Genomic DNA, 20,217 nt, shown 5'->3' with positions numbered 1-20,217 from the left:
AGAGAGGAACTTCATTCGCTCGTTTTGATCTCAGTTTTATCAGAATACGAAGCCTGCCTTCCATCTGAGGGCTCTAACCAGGCTGAGCCCGTCATGCCCGTTAGATCATCGAGAAAATCCTGGCACCAGCGCGTAACATCGTGTTCCAGCAAGTGATCCATCATCGTCTTCCAGCGCGCCTTCCGTTCTTCCAACGGCATGCTCAGTGCACGCGCCATGGCATTCGCCGTACCCTCTACGTCGTATGGGTTGACGAGCAGCGCGCCGTTTAGGTTGCGAGCAGCTCCGGCGAAACGTGAAAGCAGGAGCACGCCGGGATCGTCGGGATTCTGCGCGGCTACGTATTCTTTTGCGACGAGGTTCATCCCATCTCGAAGCGGCGTCACGAGGCCAACTTTGCCAAGCCGGTAAAGCCCAGCAAGAATGTGTCGGCCTATCGAGCGATTGATATAGCGTATCGGCACCCAATCGACGGCGCCGAGCGCGCCGTTCACCCTGCCGGCCTGTTCGGCAACCATGCGCTGCATGGCTTCGTACTCCGGCACTTCGGAGCGGGACTTCGGCGTGATTTGTAAATAGGTGACATGCCCATGCTGGGCCGGATTGGCCAGGATGAAGCGCTCAAACGCGTCGATGCGCTGCGTGATTCCCTTGGAATAATCGAGGCGATCGACACCGATGATCAGGCTGCGGTTTCCAATGCTCTCACGCGTTTTTTTGACCGTCTTGTTGGTCGATGCCTTTTTGGCGAATTCGGCAAAGGCCGCGGTCTCAATGCCGATTGCATAAGTGCCGCCCTTGAATATGCGACCATAGGCGCTGTAGCGCCCTGCGCCAAGTTCATCGCCGATGCCTTCCCGCCTGAGACAGCCGGCGAAGTTCTCGAGGTCATGATCGGTCTGAAAGCCGACGACGTCGTAGTGTGACAGGCCACGCATGATCTCCTCGTGAACGGGCATCGTGAAGAGCACGTCAGCGGGCGGCCAGGGAATGTGGAGGAAGAAACCGATGCGGTTCTTCAATCCCATTTGACGCAGCTCTGCCGCGAGAGGGATTAAGTGATAGTCGTGCACCCAAATGACATCGTCGGGTTTGACAAGCGGGGCAAGCCGGTGGGCGAAGAAGCGGTTGACGCGGAAATACCCGGCCATTTCCTTGCGACCGTACTCGGCGAGATCAAGCCGGTAGTGGCAGATCGGCCAAAGAACCCGATTGGCAAAGCCGTGGTAATATTCCTCGACATCGGTGTCGGTCAGATCCGTCAGGGCATAGGTGATGTTGCCCTGCTTCAGTTGTGCAAGCGCTCGCGGCTCATGCTCTCCGCTCGATTTCCCCGACCAGCCCATCCATACGCCGCCTTGCTCTTCGAGGGCGACTTTCAGCGCAACCGCCAGCCCACCGGCAGGCGCAATACCACCCTTGGCCGGAACAGGTACGCGATTGGAAACAATGACGAGACGGCCCATGCCGACCTCCTTTCATGCAAGAAAATATGTCAGGTGCTCAAATTTTCAGGGGAGCAACGCATATTCAGCGGACCAACGCAGCGATGATGCCGCGCAGCGCCTCGGCAGAGGGGACGCAGCCGAGCGCTTCGCTCGCAGGCAACGGCGGGCCGATGCGGATCGAATAGCCGCCGAGCTGGTTGACCATGCGAAACATCGCTTCGTCGGTCACGTCATCCCCGATGGCGATGGCGCGTCTTCCAGTAAAAGGTGGCTGCGCGAGAAACGCCGCGACTGCGTCGCCCTTGTCGGCGCGGGCCGGACGGATTTCGATCACCATCTTGCCATGCTGGATCGTCCAGTTTGGCCCTGCTCGGATCAACGCCCGCTCGATCAGCGGTTCAAGTTGGAGTTTTCTGTCCGGCGCAAGCCGGTAGTGCGCGGCGACAGCCGCTCCCTTGTCCTCGATCAGAACACCGGGCCAGTTGGCCGTATCGGCGACAAGATCGGCCTTCAGCCGCTCAAATTCCGCCGTGTCGGCGGCCTTGTGCACACGGCCGTCCGGATCGCGGCGTTCGGCACCATGAAGACCCGCGATTGGAAAAAGAAATGGCGAAAAAAGCTGCTCGGCATAGCCAAGATCGCGACCAGTCACGAGTGCCAGAGCACCTCCGAGTTTTCTCGACAAGGCATCGAGGTTCGCAGGCAGCGAAGGCGGAACGACTACTGCGTCCGGCGTTTCGGCAAGATCAAGCAACGTACCATCGATGTCGAGGAACAGAGCCCAGCCTTGCAGATCTGTTGAGAGAGCGGCGAGAATGAAGTCCTCTGCTGACACCGTGTCCGGTTTCGAGGCGCCGAGAAACTGCTTCCGATATGACATGACCCATATTGATGTCAAAGCCCGCAAACGGCAACCCTGAGCTTGCATAAAGCGGACACCTGCTGTCCAAAGTGGTGGGAGTAGCATCTGGGTGTGCGGCCTGCGAGCCTGTGATCCAGGCTCTGCGTTCATCATCAATCGACTTCTTTCGGGACTTGACGCCCCGACGTCGGAACATCGCCCCCGCCGCTCACGTTTATCACTCACTCCGGTCTCGGATCAGTTCAGGGTGAAGCGTCATAGGGGAGGTTGCGTGGGCAGATCCGCGAACGAGAAGCAAAACGGCGTCCTCCTCACGCATGGTGACGACGATCTGCCGTCGGTCACGGTCGATGACTACAACATCGAATTGCGGAGCTCCGACGGATTTCTGGGCGACAAGGCCAACAAATATGCCTTCCAGGAAAAGCTCGAAGCCTGGCGCAAGCGCGTGCGCAAGGGCGGCACCGATCCGCTCGGGAAAACTCCGACCGGCGACCTGTCGAAAAAGGAGGTCGATGCCCTTCTCGTTGGTGATGACAAGGAGGCAGCCGCCCTGGTCATGGGAGCGGTTCACGATTTCGCAGGCGAACTCGCCGCTGTTCTCGACAAATTGCTGCGTCAGAAGAGCTGGAAGAATACCGAACGCGTCGTTGTGGGCGGCGGCTTTAGAGAGCGCGTCGTAGGCGAACTTGCAATTGCCCATGCGATGGTGCTGCTGAAGGCCAAGGGCATCAAGATCGAACTCACGCCGGTCGTCCACCGTCCGGATGAAGCGGGGCTCATCGGCGCCGTGCACCTTATCCCGTCCTGGATGCTGAAGGGGCACAAGGCGATCCTTGCCATTGATATCGGCGGCACCAATATTCGTGTGGGCATAGTCGAGACGTGCCTGAAGGAAGACGCGAACCTCTCGAAGGCCAAGGTCTGGAAGTCAGATATCTGGCGACATGCGGACGATAAGCCCAGTCGGACCACTGCAATTGAACGTCTCATCTCCATGATCGAAAGGCTGATCGCCAAGGCCGACAAGGCAGACCTCACCCCCGCCCCCGTGATTGGTGTGGCCTGTCCTGGGTTGATCGACGCCGATGGATCGATTGTGCGCGGCGGTCAGAACCTGCCAGGTGGCAACTGGGAAAGCGAGCACTTCAATCTGCCCGCCGCTATCAGGGAGGCCATTCCGCAAATCGGCGAGGATGAGACCTTCGTGATCATGCACAACGACGCGGTCGTCCAGGGCCTCTCGCAGGTACCGTTCATGCAGGACGTCTCCGGCTGGGGAGTTCTGACGATTGGCACGGGCCTGGGCAACGCCCACTTCACCAACAGGCGCGAACGCGATGCTGATTGAGTTACTGCATGATTCCTCAAATCGGAATCGATTTGAGGAATCATGCAGTAACTCAAACTGCTACAGCGACCTATGCGCGCCTCAAAGGACGCGCGGCCCTGTCGCGAGGCAGCGCCAACTCGAGGAAGGACGGCACAGATGAACCGGAATGGGCTCTATCTCATTATCGCAGTTCTTGCTGCCGTTGCGATCGGGCTCGGCATCTACATCTACCGCGAAGAAAACAAGCCGGGCATCGAGATTAGGATTGGCCAAGATGGTGTTTCGGTGGAGGAGAACTGACGACGTTCTCGGCCGTTGACGGACCGGCTATCTTTCAAACATGCAGTAGGCGTTATGCGCGACGAGTTGCATCGAGTTCGACGACCAGGAAATCGATCGCTGCAAACACGTCCATCGGCTGCCAGTCTTTCGGATTGCGGTAGCTCGGATAGAGCCCGAGCGTTGCCGCGGTGAGTTGATCGACCGAGGGTCTCGCGCCGGCCCGCCGCGCCAAGGCCGCCTCGGCCGCGACGCCTGCTCGATCATCCGTCAGCCCCCATCCCGCATAGAACGGTACGGCGTAGCAGCGCACGGGCATCTTTCGTAACAAAGCGTCGAAGCCGACCTGGCTCGAAACTGTCCAGACCTCGTCGACGACCTCGAGAATCGAAGCGACCGACACGCGGTCGGCAAGGAGAACGACGCCGGCCGTCCTCGCCGCGCGCTCGGTCATATAGCCTTTTCGGTAACCGGCCATGACGTCCGGATGCGTGCGCACGACGCATTGCCCGCCACTTGCCAACGCATCATCGAGCATCCTGTCGAAGGAATAACGGCTCCCGAGTGCACGCTCCACAGAGACGTCACCGAGGACCTGGTCGACAAGCAGAATACGCCTCCGGGCACTCTGTTCCATCGACGGCGGTTTGTGCGGCAGGTTGTTGTATTTCGACAGCTTGTGTTCGGTCATCCGTTCGCGGATGCTTTTTCCAAAGCTGTCCCAGTCCCCCTTTGCCGCTGCGGCGATCAGCAGTTCCAGGCGCGACGCCTTCCCGCCGTCGACAGGAAGCGCCCGGTCGTCCACGATGATCGAGACGGGCGCGGCTCCATCCTTGCCAAGGCCGACAGAGCGCAGGAAGCCGTCTTCAAGATGCCAATGCGGCAATCGCCGCAAGCGGGCGACGGCCATCGCACTTTTCGCTGGAATGCGCCCACCCCAGGAGACTATTCCGTTGATCCCGGGGGCGAGCGTCGAGCCGAGCGGAATTCCGCCAAAATAGTGACCGAGCCACGGAAACGCGCTGCGGACAAAGAATGTCGTGCCGAGCCTGGTTCCCTCCGGCGGATACCAGCTCTTGTCCGTCGCGCCGGGCAAGTTGTCCGTAACTTTTAACACGAGCCCCTCATCTCGGGCACCTCATCTTGAGGCGCTTCGGCGCCGATCGCTTCCTCACTGTACGCTCAAGAACCAGTTTAGTCGCGAAAACGCAACGGCCTTGATGGGCCTGTCCGGTGAACGTTTTGCCGGCTTTTCGGACGGAATCGATTTTCTCATTCAATCGCCGGCAGGCTCGCTCCATGAGACCAACAGCTTCCGGCGTGTTCGATTTGGGCCCGCGCCCTCTACTGCATGAATCCTTAAATCGGAATCGATTTAAGGATTCATGCCGCACTTCAAAGTGCTACAGCGGCCTTTGCGCGTCCGATTGGACGCGCGGCGCTGTAGTGTCAGACCATAGTCCGATGCCCATCAGACTTAGTGCCGATACCCAGTTTTCGCCGCTGCGGTAGTCTTTGTAACCTTCTGAAAGGTGGTGGAGTTTTGTTGTGACTAAGATCTTCGTTGTGGCGATGTCGCTGGTAATGGTTGGCTTCTGGGGTTCAGTCGGCGTTCTGATTTACTCGCTGCTCACGTGATCCGATGGAGGAGTATGTCTTATTTTGTAGCGGAACCGACCGCGACCCCCTATAGTTTCCCCTGGTAATGGAGGTTGCCAGAGGAGGATCACATGAGCGACACCACTTTCGGGTTTCTGGTGGCGGCTGAATTGTCAGCGTTATTTTGGGCCGCAGTGCTCATGGTGGCCTTCTCGGCCTGGTGATCGCCCTTTCGGGTTCATCACTCCCCAATAATCTTTGCGGTCGCCGGCCACGCCCTCGTGCCCGGCGATCTCTCGCTCCGATTGCTTCCGTATTCCACGCGGCAAGAAAGCCCGGCTGCCGACCGGTGTGTTACCTTGGAGACTCGACCGTCCGACTCCAATGATGTTTTCATATCGCCGGAACTGTTCTTGGGATGCAGCCAGAGGCTGAATGAAGATGGTTTACGATCGGCATGACAGGCGTTCGCGCCGAATTCAGATGATCAGGTTCTTCGGTGCGCTATTGCTGCCGGTCATTTTGCTCGGCTCGGCAATCGCTGCAGCCGAATGGATGGGAAGCACGCTCTGAAAGTTGTCGGCGTGCGGCGGAATCGCCCCTCGGATTGGTCGCCCAAAAGTGGCGCATCCATTTGGGTACCATTGCTCGCACGTCGGTGGTAAGCCGTTTTGGCGAATGGCAGCTTTCCCGCTCTGGTGGTAAATTTTTTTCCAGCCGTTTGGAAAAGCTGACGGTCAGGGGCCTGCGCCGTCGATCGAGCATCGCTGCAGGCCTCGCCCAACCATTCCCCTGGTTTCTCTTCGCGACATACGCGTTTTTCTCGGTCGCTCCGTTGCAATAGAGGGACGACCGACGAACAACGCCGGCCATACTCCGCTCTATTCCTTCACCGCGCCCGTCATGGACGAAACGTAATAGTCGACGAAGAAGGAGTAGAGGATGACGACCGGCAGTGAGCCGAACAGCGCGCCCGCCATCAGTGCGCCCCATTCGAACACGTCGCCACGCACCAGTTCGGTCAGTACGCCCACCGGAACGGTCTTGTTTTCCGACGACTGGATGAATGTCAGCGCATAGATGAATTCGTTCCAGGAGAGCGTGAAGGCGAAGATGCCCGCCGAGATCAGCCCGGGCACGGCGAGCGGCAGGATGATCTTGACCAGGATTTGCCAGCGTGTCGCGCCGTCAACCAGCGCACTCTCTTCGAGCTCGAACGGGATAGAGCGGAAATAGCCCATCAGCAACCAGGTGCAGAAGGGAATGAGGAAGGTCGGATAGGTGAAGATAAGCGCCAGCCTGGAATCGTAGATCCCGAACTTGAAGACGATGAGGGCGAGCGGGATGAAGAGGATCGACGGCGGCACCAGATAGGCAAGGAAGATCATCAGCCCGACCGGCCGCGAGCCGGTGAAGCGCACGCGCTCGATCGCGTAAGCCGCAAAGACCGAGGCCGCGAGCGACAGGATCGTGGAGCCGACCGCGACGAGCATCGTGTTCCACAGCCAGCCCGGATAGGACGTCTCGAAGAACAGATACTTGATGTGATCGAGCGTCGGTCCGACGACCCAGAACGGGCTGTAGTTGTTATAGTCGGTCAGTTGCGAATTCGGCTTCACCGCCGTGATCGCCATCCAGTAGAAGGGAAACAGGAGAACGAAGACGAAGACCGCCATCGGCAGGTAGAGCACGACGATCCGGCGCGGCAGCCGGTTGAGATAGCTCATGCCCTCCGCATGATCGGTAAGGACGTCGTCAGGGATTTTCGTGGTGGTGTTCACGGCATGCCTCCTATCAATCCTGACCGCCCTGCTGCCATTTGCGGCGCTGCAGTCCGAAGAAGCTGAACATGATCGCGGCAAGCAGGAAGGGGATCATGGCAACAGCAATCGCCGCGCCTTCGCCAAGCTGACCGCCCGGAATGCCGCGCTGGAAGGATAGCGTCGCCATCAGATGGGTCGCGTTCACCGGTCCTCCCTTGGTCAGCACATAGATCAGCTGGAAATCGGTGAAGGTGAAAAGCACCGAGAAGGTCATGACGACGGCTATGATCGGCGTCAGCATCGGCAACGTCACGTAGCGGAAGCGCTGCCAGTTGGTCGCGCCGTCAAGCGAGGCTGCCTCCTGCAGCGAAGCCGGGATCGTCTGCAGCCCGGCGAGCAGCGAGATGGCAACGAAGGGAATGCCGCGCCAGACATTGGCAGCGATTACCGAAATCCGGGCATTGGTCGGATCGCCGAGGAAGTTGATTGGTCCATCGATCACGCCCAGTTGCATCAGCGACCAGGAGATGATCGAGAACTGCGAATCGTAGATCCACCAGAAGGCCAGCGCCGAAAGCACGGTCGGCACGACCCAGGGAAGCAGCACGATCGCCCGGAAGAAAGACTTGAACGGCAGGTTTTCGTTGAGCAGCAGGGCAAGCCACAGGCCGAGCACGAACTTCAGGATCGAGGCCACCGAGGTGTAGAGCAGCGTGTTGAAGACCGAAAGCCAGAAGACCGCGTCCTCGGCGAGGAAGATATAGTTCTCAAGACCGATGAAGATACCGTCGCGGCCAATGCGCGTGTCAGTGAAGCCGAGCCAGACGCCGAGCCCGAGTGGATAGGTGAGGAAGCAGACGAGGAATACGGCCGCCGGCAGCATGAACAGGAAGCCGAGCACGTTGTGGTTCTGCATGAGCGAAGCCATGAAGGATGGCGGCTTTCCGGACGGTACAGTGGGCATCGAACTTCTCCGCGGGTGATCTCGCAGTTTGCGCCGGCAAGATTCGCCGGCGCATTTCCGGTTTCGGGCGGCTCGCTCAAGAGCCGCCCGAAGCTGGCTAGACGCGATAGTAACGGTTTGCCCGCCGCTCGGCCTCGGTGACGGCGTCTTCCGGCGTCGTCTGGCCAGTCACGGCTGAGGCAAACATGTCGACCAGCACGTAGTCGGCCATGACGCCGGCCGAAGCATAGCCGAGCGGCCCGGCATAACCGTTCGGACGCAATGTTTCCGAAGCGCGCGCATAGGGAGCGTGGATCGGATCGGAGGTCCAGACCGGGTTGTCGGCGAAGGCCTTCAAGGGCTGGCAGCAATAGGCACTCGACCCTTGGATCCAGGCGTTCATCTGGTCGGATTCCATCATGAACTTGATGTAGGCCTTGGCCGCCTCCGGATACTTGGTGTGGTTGAAAAGCAGCAGCGAACTCGTCTGGTGGAGCTCGACGCTCTGGCCGACCGGGCCGACGGGGAAGTTGGTGGTGCGGATGTCGGCCGCCAGCTCCGCAAGCGCCGGATCCTTCTTCGCCGCGTAGTAGAGCGAAACACCGTTGGCCGTCAGCGACACCTGGCCCGCCAGGAAGGCGCGGTTGTTGTTGATGTCGAGCCAGCTTTCGGTGCCCGGAATGAAGGTTTCGTATAGCTGTTTTGCGTAGTTGATCGCGGCGAGCGTCTCAGGACTGTTGATGGTGACCTTGCCACTCTCGTCGACCATCTTGCCGCCATGGCTCCACAGCAGCCAATGGGCATAGTTGTTGCCGTCGCCGACGGCCTTGCCGTGCGGGAAACCGGCCGGTGTCCCCTTGGCCTTCAACGCCTTGCAGAGCTCGAGGAAGCCTGCGGTGTCTTTCGGGAATTCGCTGAAACCCGCCGCCTTCATGTGGCTCTCACGGTAGCAGACGGCGTTCCCGATCGCTGTCAGCGGCATGGCTATGAACTTGTCGCCGTGGGTCGCATAACCCTTCACGCCGTCATACCAGCCGCCATACTTGTTGCCGAGATAATTCGCGAGCTCGGTCACGTCCACGAGCTTGTCCGGATATTGATGCGCATCGTCGAACCAGCACATGATCATGTCGGGGCCGGAGCCGACGTTGGCGGCGACCGCTGCCTTCGGACGAATATCTTCCCAGCTTTCCTTGTCGATGCGTACCTCGACGCCAGTCGCCTCAGTGAATTTCTTGGTGTTGGCAAGCCAGGCATCCTCGTCGCCCTTGACGAAAGGCGTCCAGCGCAGAAGTCGCAGACTTGCGCCTTCCTCCGGCTTGTAGTTCGGCTCGGCGGCCTGCGCGAAGGACGGGCGGATGCCGAGCGGCGAAAGGCCCGCCGTGCCGGCAAGAGCAGCCGAGGCTGCGAGGAAGTCACGTCTCTTTATTGGCATAATACTCCTCCTAGAAAAGCGGGAGCACATCCTTCCGGCATTCACCTTCCCGCTTGGCGAATGCGGCGGCAATGATGCCCAGCCCCTGCCGGACATCTCCGCGCGATCAAGGCCGAGGGCTCCTCTTCCCTCGATTGCCTCGCCGCGCGGCATCAATCAAACAAGCGTCGTCCGCTCTCGGCCTCAAACAGGTGAACATGGGCGGCATCGATCGACAGACGGATGGTCTCGCCGGGCTTCGCAGTCACCCTTTCGCGGAAGACGCAGGTGACATCGCTGCCTCCCAGCCGGACGATCATCTGCGTCTCGTAGCCGGTCGGCTCGATCACCACGACTTCGACGGGAAGCCCGTTCGGGTCCAGCACCATGTATTCGGGTCGAAGCCCGTAGACGAGGTCACGTCCGTTGGCGGCAGCGGCGGGGCGCGCCACCGGCAGTGCCGTGCCGTCCTCGGTGAGGAACGCATTGCCATTGGCCGGATCCAGCCTGCCCTTGATCATGTTCATCGCCGGCGAGCCGATGAAGCCGGCGACAAAAAGATTGACCGGGTTGTCATAGAGATCGAGCGGCGCGCCGATCTGCTCGACGATACCGTCATGCATCACGACGATCTTGTCGGCCATGGTCATCGCCTCAATCTGGTCGTGAGTGACATAAACGGTGGTGGTTTTGAGGCGCTGATGCAGTTCCTTGATCTCGGCGCGCATGGCCACGCGCAGCTTCGCATCGAGGTTCGAAAGCGGCTCGTCGAAGAGAAACACCTGCGGGTCGCGCACGATCGCCCGGCCCATGGCCACGCGCTGGCGTTGACCGCCGGAGAGCTGACGCGGATAGCGGTCGAGCAGCTTCGACAGGCCGAGAATCTCCGCCGCCACGCCGACGCGCTTGTCGATATCCGCCTTGGGCGAACCGGCGAGCATCAGCGAGAAGGCCATATTGTCGGCGACCGTCATATGCGGATAGAGCGCATAATTCTGGAACACCATAGCAATGTCGCGGTCCTTCGGCGGTAGCGAATTGACCACGCGGTTGCCGATGCGGATCTCGCCCGCGGAGATGTTTTCAAGTCCCGCCAGCATCCGCAGCAGCGTGGATTTTCCGCAACCGGAAGGACCGACGAGGATGACGAACTCGCCGTCCTCGATTTCGATGTTCACGCCCTTGATGACGGGAAAGGCACCGAACGATTTCCTGACATCGACAAAGTCCACGGCTGCCATATGCGTTCCTCCCAATATCTGCTCGCTGCATGGTTCCTTAAATCGGCATCGATTTAAGGACAAAATCATGCAGCAATTCAAAGTACTACAGCGACCTTTGCGCGTCCGATTGGACGTGCGGCGCTGTAGTGATCGCCCGCGATCCGGCCTTCCCCTGCCCGTCGCAAGCGACCTTTTGGAATTCTCCTATCCGCGTCCGACCAACGGCATCTTCGTCGCCATGACGGTCATGGTCAGCACGTTGGCGGTCAGCGGCAGGCTCGCCATGTAGATGACGGCCTCGGCCACGTGCGCGACGGGAATGGTCGGCTCGGCCGCGATCTCGCCATTGGCCTGCAACACGCCCGTGCCCATCTTCTCAGTCATATCGGTAGCCGCATTGCCGATGTCGATCTGGCCGCAGGCAATATCGTGCGCCCGCCCGTCGAGCGCGGTGGATTTCGTCAGCCCCGTGATCGCGTGTTTGGTCGCGGTATAGGGGGCGGAATTCGGCCTCGGCGTCGTCGCCGAAATGGAGCCGTTGTTGATGATCCGTCCGCCGCGCGGGCTTTGGCTTTTCATCAGCCGGAAAGCGTGCTGGGTGCAGAGGAAGGCGCCGGTCAGGTTCGCCGCGACGATGTCGCTCCATTGCTCGAACGTCACGTCCTCGAGCGGCACCGGCGGCACGTTCGACCCGGCATTGTTGACAAGCAGATCGAGCCGACCGAACTCGTCCCGGATTGCCCCGAACAGTGCCGCGACCTGGGCCGGGTTGCCGACGTCGCAGGTGATCGCCCGCACAGTGCCGCCAGTCTCCCGCGCGATTTCGCCTGCCGCGCGCTCAAGCACGTCAGGCCTGCGGCCGGTGATAACGAGGCTGTAGCCCTCGGCGCTCAAGGCCTTGGCGAGCCCGCGACCGACGCCGGTGCCGCCGCCGGTCACGAGCGCGATCTTTCCTTCGCCCGATCTTTTCGCTTGCGCCATGTCAGATCCTCCCTCCAAGCTCGTCCTCGATATGGATCCGGATGATCTCGTCGAAATTGCTTTCCGCCAAGAAACCGAGTTCGCGCGCCCTCCGGGCGTCGAAATCGGTCGCCCAGCCGGAGACGATCGAGGAAATGATGGGATCCGGTTCGCGGCGGATGAGGCGCGCCGCCTTCTCGCCGGCAATACGCCGAAGCGCCTCGATCTCCTCGCCGACGAGTGCCGACAGGCCTGGCATGGTCAGGTTGCGCCGCGGCCCGATGTTCGCGGTGTCCATGCGCGCGGCGTGCACGAAAAAACCGACCGCTGAGCGCGGGCTCGCGAACCAGTGACGCACATTCTCGTCCACCGGCAATACCGCCTCCTGCCCGACCAGCGGTTCGCGCAGAATGTTCGAGAAGAAGCCCGACGCCGCCTTGTTGGGTTTGCCGGGCCGGATGCAGATGGTCGGGAGGCGGATGCCGATCCCGTCGAAGATGCCTCGGCGCGTATAGTCGGCGAGCAGCAATTCGCAGATGGCCTTTTGCGTCCCGTAGCTGGTCAGCGGGGTCGTGAAAAATTCGTCCCCGATCTTCTCCGGGAAGGGCTGGCCGAAGACGGCAATCGACGAGGCAAAGATGAGACGCGGGAAATAGGGTTCGTTGCGGCCTTCGTGGCGGATCGCTTCGAAGAGCGAACGTGTACCGTCGAGATTGACGCGGTAGCCCTTGTCGAAATCGGCCTCCGCCTCGCCGGAAACAATCGCCGCCAGATGGAAGATGACATCCGGCCGTGACGCGATGAGCCGTTCTGCGCCGCCTTCAGACGACAGATCGAGCGCGCGCGCCGTCGAAGTCGCGGAAAGTGTCGCGGGCACTGGTGCCTCGACCACGTCTACCAACGTGAGCCGGGTGATCTCATAGCCGAGGGCGCCCGGCTCTGCGGCAAGCTTCTCGACCAGCTTGCGGCCGATCATTCCGGCCGCGCCTATGACCATGACATGCATTCGCGGCGAACCTCCGTTTTCGGCCCGGGAAATTCCGGGTTCAGCGTGTCTTCCCACCCTTGCCTGCTGGCTTTTCCGCCCGCCCGTGCTCGGCGAGCAATTCCTTCGTTGTCTCGTAGATTCGCATGAGATGATGGCGAAACGCCGTGACGACGGCATCGCGGTCGCGCCGGGCAAGCGCTGCCACGATCTCGCAGTGATCCTTGTGGCTGGCATCTATAGCGCCGGGCCGGGACATGGCGCTGCGCCGGTAATTCATCATGTAGGTGTAGAGATCGGTGACGAAGTCCGAGAGCAGCGGATTGCCACAAGCCCGATAGATCGCCACATGAAATTCACGGTCGCAGATCAGGAATCGCATGGCATCGTCGCCGCCGAGCCGCTGCGCTTCGAGCAGGCTCTCCAGTTTGCTGAGCGTGTCCTGATCGATGTTTTCGGCGGCATCACCCACGACCTTCAACTCGATATGCAGCCTAGCGGCATGAACCGCCTCGAGATCATAGCTGTCGATGGCGTTCGGCGAGGCGATCGTCACGGTGACGTCGCTGAGATCGACATTGGCAACCCGGCTGCGGCTGCCTTGCGAAACCTCGATGATGCCGCGCGCGGCAAGCGCCTGGATGGCGCCGCGCACGGTCTCACGGCTGACATGGAGCACGTTGGCGAGTTCGCGCTCGCCGGGGAGTTCGTCGCCCGGATGCAGCATGTTGGTCGCAACGAGAACCATCAGCTTGTCGGCAATCACGTCACGCGCGGTGCGGCGTTCGAGGCTCCGCCCGATCTTCGGCATTTGCGTGAGTATGGGACTGCCATTCACTGCGCCGCACCTCCAACTGATCCACTGGTTGGTCCACCGGATCAGTATTAACGAATAGACGCCGCAAAGGCGGAGGCGGTCAAGGGCAGTTCGTCGCGGCAGTGCATCAAAAATGCGCGCGCTTCTTGTGCGGCGCACGCAGATTGCAAGGCGTATTACCGAAGAAGCGATGCAAGATTGCCAGCCCACGAATGGGTGTAACACACTGTTTCGCCAGCAGGTTCAGTCGTGATCATGCCCTTCATGACCGCCACGGGATGGCAGGTCGAGCCCGAAGGTTTTCGCAAGGTCATCCACCTGCTCCGGGCTGAGATAACGTGGATTGAGATTGCGCAGCAGCAGATAGAGCTTTGCCGTTTCCTCGAGTTCTTCGGTGGCGAACACCGCCGCCTCGAGGCTGTCGCCCGCCACCACCGGACCGTGATTGGCGAGCAACACCGAGGAGTACTTGCCCGCAAGTCCGCGGATCGCATCGGCAACCGCCGGGTCGCCGGGACGATAGTAGGGCACAAGAGCCGTTTCACCGGCGCGCATCAGATAATAGGGCGTCATCGGCGGCAGCGCGGCGCGCGGATCGACCTCCGGCAGCATCGTGAGCGCCACCGCATGGGTGGAATGGAGATGGACGATCGCGCGGGCGCTGCCGCGCGTCTCGTAAAGGGCGGTGTGAAGCGGAATTTCCTTGGTCGGCTTGTCTCCTGATAGCAGCCGACCCGCGCCGTCGAGCCTGGAGATACGGGCGGGGTCGAGGAAGCCGAGCGAGGCATTGGTCGGCGTCACCAGCCAACTGCCGTCGTCGAGCCTCAGCGATATGTTGCCCGACGAGCCGGGTGTCAGGCCGCGCTCGAACAGCGATCGTCCATAGCGGCAGATTTCCTCGCGCTGACGTGCTTCGGACATCTTGCAATCCTTTCAACTCAGGCGGTTGCGCCTTCGATCAATTCGAACCCGAGATCGACGACCTGCGGCGGCGCATCCGTGACGACAAGTTCAGCTGCCACCCGGCCCGTCTCGACGCGGGGCGTGCGAATGGTCGAGAGCGGCTGCGGCGTGACCCGGCCGATGTCGAGACCATTGTAGCCGAAGATCGCCAGTTGCGAGGGGATCGAAATCCCGCGTGCCAGGCAGTGGAAATAGCCGCCGAGCGCCATGTCGTCGTTTGAAAAATAGACGGCATCGAGAGAGCTTCTGGCGAGCAGACGCTCCAGCCCAAGCCGCCCGCTTTCAACCGATGAGCCGCCCGCGCAAATCTCCCGGTCGACGAGCGCAAAGCCGGCGGCGCCGAGTGCCTCGCAGAAGCCGCCGAAGCGCTTGCGGGCGCGGGTGTCGCGATCGAGATCATGTCCGACATAGCCGATCCGGCGATAGCCGCGCTTCAAGAGAAAATCGGCGCTTGTGCGCCCGGCTGAGCGGTTGGACAAGCCAACGGCCAGATCCAGCGCGGTTCCGTCGAGATCGAGCATCTCCACCACACGACAGCCGCTCGCGCGCAGCCTCTTCACCGTGCCTTCGGTATGCTCGAAGCCAGCAAGCATGACCGCCGTCGGCCGCCAGGCGAGCATCGCGGCGACAAGCGCCTCCTCGCGTTCCGCGTCATAGTCGGTGACGGAAAAGACGGCCTGATGCTGATTTGCTTCCAAAACGCTGCTCGCGCCGCGCAGCACATCGGGAAAGACGATGTTGGACAGCGAGGGAATGACGAAGGCGACGAGCCGCGATCCGGCGGAAGCGAGCGTCCCGGCGATCCGGTTCGGTACATAGCCGAGCCGTTCGACCGCCTCCATCACCCGGTCCCGCGTCTTCTTGGAAAAGGAGCCATGGTTGCGGAGCACCCGCGACACCGTGCTCTCGCCGACGCCGGCTGCTTCCGCGACCTCGGCAAGGGTTACCGCAGTGTGGTGCTTGAATTCCAAGGTCAAGTTTACGCCACTCCTGAGAGCACGGGTGTCTTCGCGCCGCATCTTACCACTTCAATTCAATAGCCAGAATTTTTGGCAGCGCTACCATTTTCTTGTTGGCAGCGCTGCCAAAATGGATTATTTGAATTATTGGCAGCGCTGCCAATCAAGGCAAGGCGCCATGTCGGAAGGCGGGCAAGGGGGTCTCCCGGCAAACTGTTGGAGGAGGAAATCATGACGCTGCAAACGCAGGCGCCAGCCACTGGCGTACACCTCGAACGGGCGGTCGAGGATCGCGCCTATACCAAGGTTTTCTGGAGAATCGTCCCGTTCTTGATGCTCTGCTACGTGGTCGCCTATCTCGACCGCGTCAACGTCGGCTTTGCCAAGCTGCAGATGTCGAGCGAACTGGGCCTATCGGAAGCGGCCTACGGCGTCGGCGCCGGCATCTTCTTCATCGGTTATTTTCTGTTCGAAGTGCCGAGCAACGTCATACTGAACAAGGTCGGCGCCCGCGTATGGATCGCCCGCATCATGATCACCTGGGGCGTCATCTCCGCGGCGTTCATGTTCACCTCGTCGGAAACAGCATTCTATGTGCTGCGGTTCCTGCTCGGCATCGCCGAGGCCGGATTCTTTCCCGGCATCATCCTCTACCTGACATCCTGGTATCCGGCGCATCGCCGCGCCAAGATCGTTGCGACCTTCATGTCCGCAATCCCGATCTCGGCCATCTTCGGCAATCCGCTTTCCGGTCTGCTTATCGACAGCTTCCATGGAACGCATGGCCTTTCAGGCTGGCAATGGATGTTCCTGATCGAAGCCATTCCTGCCGTCGCCCTCGGGATTGTGACCTTCTTCTATCTCGATGACACGATCCGGGACGCAAGCTGGCTCACCGACGAGGAAAAGAACTTGCTCTCCGTGAATATCGGCGCCGACAATCGGGCGAAAGCGTCGAGCCCGCACAGCATCGTCGGAACGATGACCGACCGTCGCGTCTGGCTGATGTGCCTCATCTATTTCTGCTTCGTGCTCGGGCAATACGGCCTGAATTTCTGGATGCCGACGATGGTCAAGGCATCCGGTGTCACCGGCAACCTGCAAATCGGCCTAATCTCGGCTATCCCCTACGTCTGCACGTTCATAGCCATGCTGGCGCTCGGGCGTTCTTCGGACCGGTTGCGCGAACGGCGTTGGCACCTCGTCGTCCCGGCTGTCATCGCAGCCGGCGGCTTCGCCGCGGCGACAATGGCAACGAGCACGACGGTCGCCATCATCTGCCTCTCCTTCGCAGCCGCCGGTGCCATCAGTTGCGCACCGCTCTTCTGGTCGCTGCCGACGGCCTTTCTCGCCGGCACAGGTGCGGCAGCCGGCATCGCCTGGATCAATTCGGTCGGCAATCTTGCCGGATTCCTCGGGCCGTTTATGGTCGGCTACCTGAAGGACTTCACTGGCAGCAACAGTGCAGGCATGTATTTCCTGGCCGCCGTTCTCGTCATCGGCGCGCTCGCCGTGCTGACCGTTCCAGGCAAGACCGTCAACCGCTAAGCTCGGCCCCTCCCGACGCGATGATCGGAGGGTCACCCGACATCACAACACTGGAGAATACCGTCATGTCAGTGCATGTTGAAAATCGCGGGCGCGGAACGGCCGCCGTAATCGGCCTCGGCGCGATGGGGCTTGGAATGGCCCAATCGATAAAACGTGCCGGCCTCGATGTCACCGGATACGACGTTGCGCAAGCGGCAGTGGAGCGCTTCGTGACGGAAGGCGGCCGCGGTGCGGGCGCGCTGAGAGAGGCGGTCCGGGACGCCGACATCGTTGTCTGCGTCGTCGTAAACGCCGCTCAGACCGAAGCCGTGCTGTTCGGCCCGGACGGAATCGCAGGCGACATGAAGCCCGGCGCAGTCTTCGTTTCGTCGGCGACTATGGATCCGGCGGTCGCACGCCGCCTGTCGGAGAAGGTCGAGGCGCTCGGCCTCCACTATCTCGACGCGCCGATTTCAGGCGGCGCCGCCCGAGCCGCGAGGGGCGAACTGACGATCATGGCTTCGGGATCGGCCGAAGCCTTCGCCGCGGCGCGCCCTGCCCTCGATGCAATGGCAGCCAAGGTCTACGAGCTGGGCGACGCCGCCGGGACCGGCGCGGCCTTCAAGATGATCAACCAGCTTCTTGCCGGCGTGCATATCGCGGCCGCCTGCGAAGCGATAAGCTTTGCCGCCAAGCAGGGGCTCGATCTTGGCAAGGTTTATGAAGTGATCACTGCGTCGGCGGGCAATTCCTGGATGTTCGAAAACCGGGTGCCGCATGTGCTTGCCGGCGACTATACGCCGCTCAGCGCCATCGAAATCTTCGTCAAGGACCTCGGCATCGTCCAGGACATGGCCCGGTCGGAGCGTTATCCCGTGCCGCTCGCGGCCGCGGCACTGCAGATGTATCTCGCCGCTGCCGGCGCGGGCATGGGCCGAGACGACGATTCCTCGCTCGCCCGGCTCTACGCCCAGCTTTCCGGCGCAACGCTGCCCGACGCAAACTCACAGAAGGAGTAGGACGCGACAATGCCGATCTTTGCCGCCAACCTGACGACGATGTTCAACGAATGGTCGTTCCTCGACCGCTTCGACGCGGCGGCGGACGCCGGATTTGCCGCCGTCGAATATCTGTTTCCCTATGAAGCCGCACCGGACGTTCTTGGTGAGCGGCTTGCCCGCAACGATCTCAAACAGGCGCTGTTCAATCTGCCACCGGGCGACTGGGCAGCCGGCGAGCGCGGCATCGCAGCGCTGCCCGGCCGCTTCGATGAACTGAAGTCGAGCGCGGAACGGGCGCTCGATTATGCGGCCGCGACAGGCGTTAAACGGCTGCATCTGATGGCGGGTCTCGCCGATAGCGACGACGAGGAGGCCACATCCTGCTATCGTCGCTCCGTCGTCTATGCGGCCGAACGCTTGGCGGAGAGCGGTATCGACCTGCTCATCGAGCCGATCAACGGACGAAACATGCCGGGCTATTTCCTGAACGACTTCGGCGCTGCCGAGCGCCTTATCGCCGAACTCGGCATGCCGAATCTGAAGCTCCAATTCGACATTTATCACCGCCAGATCCTGCACGGCGATGTCGTCATGGCACTCCGTCGCCTGTTGCCGATAGTCGGCCACATCCAGATCGCGAGCGTCCCCTCCCGCCATGAACCCGACGGCGAAGAGCTGAACTATTCGTACCTCTTCGAGGAAATCGACCGGCTCGGATATGATGGTTTCGTCGGCTGCGAATATATCCCGCGCGGCCGCACCCTCGACGGTCTCGACTGGTTCAAGCCGTATGCAAGGAGCTGACCGATGACCATCCTCCTCGGATCGATCGCCGACGATTACACCGGCGCCTCGGACCTCGCCAACACGCTGACTAAGAACGGGCTCAGCACTGTCCAGACGGTCGGCATTCCCGATCCGTCCCTCACCTTGCCGGATGTCGACGCAGTGGTGGTTTCGCTGAAGATCCGCTCGGTCTCCGCGCAGGAGGCGGTGGCCGCCGCGGGCACGGCCGAACACTGGCTGCGCGGGCGTGGAGCGATGCATGTGCTTTACAAGATCTGCTCGACCTTCGATTCGACCGACCAGGGCAATATCGGCCCGGTGACGGAGGCACTCGCGGAACTCGCGGGCGGCAGCACCGTGCTCGTCACCCCAGCCTTTCCGGAAACCGGGCGCACCGTCTATCTCGGCCACCTTTTCGTCAACGGCCAGCCGCTCGACGAAAGCCCGCTCAAGGACCACCCGCTCAATCCCATGCACGACGCCAATCTCGTCCGGGTCATGGCCCGCCAGTCGCGTGGTGCGATCGGCCTCATCGACCTGCCGGCCGTGGCGGCCGGACCCGATGCCGTGCGAGCGCGGCTCGATGCGCTGCGCGCCGAGGGCGCCAGCGCGGTGATAGCCGATGCGGTCTTCGAACGCGACCTTGAAATCCTCGGGGAGGTTGCGCTCGATGCACCGGTGTCGACCGGGGCCTCCGGCCTCGGTCTCGGTCTGGCACGCGCGCTCGTGCGCTCCGGTCGCGTGCCGTCGAAGGTCAGTACCACGGCCGATGCCATCCGCCCCGTCGGTGGGTATGCGGCCATCATTGCCGGCAGTTGCTCCAGCGCCACCCTTCGCCAGCTTGCCATTGCCGAACAGGCAATGCCGGTCCTGAGGCTCGATCCCGAACGATTGCTCACCGCCGCGCCGGACGAAATCTCAGCCGCGCTTTCCTGGGCGGGGGAGCGAATGAAGGCAGGGCCCGTCATCATTGCCGCCAGCACCACGCCGGAGGCCGTTTCCGACCTTCAATCGCGCTATGGACGCGAAATATCGGGGCGCGCGATCGAAGCCGCCACCTCGGCGATCGCCGCCGAACTGGTGGCGCGCGGCGTCAGGCGCCTCATCGTCGCCGGCGGAGAGACCTCCGGCGCTACGGTCGACAGGCTGGGAATTCCGGCGTTCCTGATCGGCCCGGAGATCGCGCCTGGCGTGCCGGTGCTGCGGACGATCGGCAATTCGCAGGGCGAGATGCTTATGGCGCTCAAATCCGGCAATTTCGGAGGCGACGACTTCTTCGCCACGGCGCTGGCGATGATGCGATAAAAGGGGCGGCGGGCGCCCCCTCGTCCAACTCCCGCCGCCCGCTGCCG

18 protein-coding genes are annotated in these 20,217 nt (G+C 61.5%); 6 read left to right on the top strand and 12 right to left on the bottom strand.

What is annotated here, in order from left to right; translation table 11 throughout:
- Window positions 1-11 precede the first annotated feature (11 nt).
- A complete protein-coding gene (gene otsA, locus PZN02_RS29085) occupies window positions 12-1,466 on the bottom strand; it encodes an alpha,alpha-trehalose-phosphate synthase (UDP-forming) (RefSeq protein ID WP_280662405.1) in 1,455 nt (484 codons plus the stop codon).
- Window positions 1,467-1,530: 64 nt separating this feature from the next.
- Window positions 1,531-2,328: a trehalose-phosphatase gene (gene otsB, locus PZN02_RS29080; RefSeq protein ID WP_280662404.1), complete on the bottom strand. Its 798-nt coding sequence runs from the start codon at window positions 2,326-2,328 to the stop codon at window positions 1,531-1,533.
- A 253-nt stretch (window positions 2,329-2,581) separates the two neighbouring features.
- Here otsB and PZN02_RS29075 point away from each other — a divergent pair, with 253 nt between their 5' ends.
- Complete coding sequence (locus PZN02_RS29075; protein ID WP_280662403.1) at window positions 2,582-3,661, top strand: ROK family protein; 1,080 nt, start codon at window positions 2,582-2,584, stop codon at window positions 3,659-3,661.
- A gap of 138 nt (window positions 3,662-3,799) precedes the next feature.
- The gene (locus PZN02_RS29070; protein ID WP_280662402.1) at window positions 3,800-3,943 is read left to right on the top strand and encodes a hypothetical protein; all 144 of its coding nucleotides are present in this window, start codon (window positions 3,800-3,802) and stop codon (window positions 3,941-3,943) included.
- 52 nt (window positions 3,944-3,995) lie between these two features.
- On the opposite strand, the gene PZN02_RS29065 is transcribed toward PZN02_RS29070, so the two are convergent.
- The 10 genes from PZN02_RS29065 to PZN02_RS29020 form a co-directional block, all read right to left on the bottom strand.
- Window positions 3,996-5,039: a capsular polysaccharide export protein, LipB/KpsS family gene (locus PZN02_RS29065; RefSeq protein WP_280662401.1), complete on the bottom strand. Its 1,044-nt coding sequence runs from the start codon at window positions 5,037-5,039 to the stop codon at window positions 3,996-3,998.
- A 1,363-nt stretch (window positions 5,040-6,402) separates the two neighbouring features.
- A complete protein-coding gene (locus PZN02_RS29060) occupies window positions 6,403-7,302 on the bottom strand; it encodes a carbohydrate ABC transporter permease (protein WP_280662400.1) in 900 nt (299 codons plus the stop codon).
- A 13-nt stretch (window positions 7,303-7,315) separates the two neighbouring features.
- Window positions 7,316-8,248: a carbohydrate ABC transporter permease gene (locus tag PZN02_RS29055; RefSeq protein WP_280662399.1), complete on the bottom strand. Its 933-nt coding sequence runs from the start codon at window positions 8,246-8,248 to the stop codon at window positions 7,316-7,318.
- Window positions 8,249-8,345: 97 nt separating this feature from the next.
- On the bottom strand, window positions 8,346-9,662 hold the full coding sequence (locus PZN02_RS29050) for an ABC transporter substrate-binding protein (RefSeq protein ID WP_280662398.1): 1,317 nt from the start codon (window positions 9,660-9,662) through the stop codon (window positions 8,346-8,348).
- Between the two features lie 152 nt (window positions 9,663-9,814).
- Complete coding sequence (locus PZN02_RS29045) at window positions 9,815-10,882, bottom strand: ABC transporter ATP-binding protein (RefSeq protein WP_280662397.1); 1,068 nt, start codon at window positions 10,880-10,882, stop codon at window positions 9,815-9,817.
- A gap of 186 nt (window positions 10,883-11,068) precedes the next feature.
- On the bottom strand, window positions 11,069-11,845 hold the full coding sequence (locus PZN02_RS29040) for an SDR family oxidoreductase (RefSeq protein WP_280662396.1): 777 nt from the start codon (window positions 11,843-11,845) through the stop codon (window positions 11,069-11,071).
- A gap of 1 nt (window position 11,846) precedes the next feature.
- Entirely contained in the window at window positions 11,847-12,830 is a 984-nt protein-coding gene (gene denD, locus PZN02_RS29035) for a D-erythronate dehydrogenase (protein ID WP_280662395.1), read from the bottom strand.
- Window positions 12,831-12,870: 40 nt separating this feature from the next.
- Complete coding sequence (locus PZN02_RS29030) at window positions 12,871-13,647, bottom strand: FadR/GntR family transcriptional regulator (protein WP_280662394.1); 777 nt, start codon at window positions 13,645-13,647, stop codon at window positions 12,871-12,873.
- A 222-nt stretch (window positions 13,648-13,869) separates the two neighbouring features.
- A complete protein-coding gene (gene otnC / locus PZN02_RS29025; RefSeq protein WP_280662393.1) occupies window positions 13,870-14,547 on the bottom strand; it encodes a 3-oxo-tetronate 4-phosphate decarboxylase in 678 nt (225 codons plus the stop codon).
- Window positions 14,548-14,564: 17 nt separating this feature from the next.
- Entirely contained in the window at window positions 14,565-15,560 is a 996-nt protein-coding gene (locus tag PZN02_RS29020) for a LacI family DNA-binding transcriptional regulator (protein ID WP_280663313.1), read from the bottom strand.
- 219 nt (window positions 15,561-15,779) lie between these two features.
- Here PZN02_RS29020 and PZN02_RS29015 point away from each other — a divergent pair, with 219 nt between their 5' ends.
- The 4 genes from PZN02_RS29015 to otnK all read left to right on the top strand — a co-directional run bounded on the left by PZN02_RS29015 (window position 15,780) and on the right by otnK (window position 20,170).
- Window positions 15,780-17,096, top strand: coding sequence for an MFS transporter (locus PZN02_RS29015; protein ID WP_280662392.1), 1,317 nt, complete (start codon window positions 15,780-15,782; stop codon window positions 17,094-17,096).
- Window positions 17,097-17,161: 65 nt separating this feature from the next.
- A complete protein-coding gene (gene ltnD, locus PZN02_RS29010; RefSeq protein WP_280662391.1) occupies window positions 17,162-18,097 on the top strand; it encodes an L-threonate dehydrogenase in 936 nt (311 codons plus the stop codon).
- Window positions 18,098-18,106: 9 nt separating this feature from the next.
- Window positions 18,107-18,883 carry a 2-oxo-tetronate isomerase gene (otnI, locus tag PZN02_RS29005; protein ID WP_280662390.1) on the top strand — a complete coding sequence of 259 codons (777 nt, stop codon included), beginning with the start codon at window positions 18,107-18,109 and terminating at the stop codon, window positions 18,881-18,883.
- 3 nt (window positions 18,884-18,886) lie between these two features.
- On the top strand, window positions 18,887-20,170 hold the full coding sequence (otnK, locus tag PZN02_RS29000; protein WP_280662389.1) for a 3-oxo-tetronate kinase: 1,284 nt from the start codon (window positions 18,887-18,889) through the stop codon (window positions 20,168-20,170).
- Window positions 20,171-20,217 lie beyond the last annotated feature (47 nt).

It is taken from the genome of Sinorhizobium garamanticum (assembly GCF_029892065.1).
Taxonomy (GTDB): domain Bacteria; phylum Pseudomonadota; class Alphaproteobacteria; order Rhizobiales; family Rhizobiaceae; genus Sinorhizobium; species Sinorhizobium garamanticum.
This window is presented reverse-complemented; position numbering and strand designations above follow the sequence as displayed.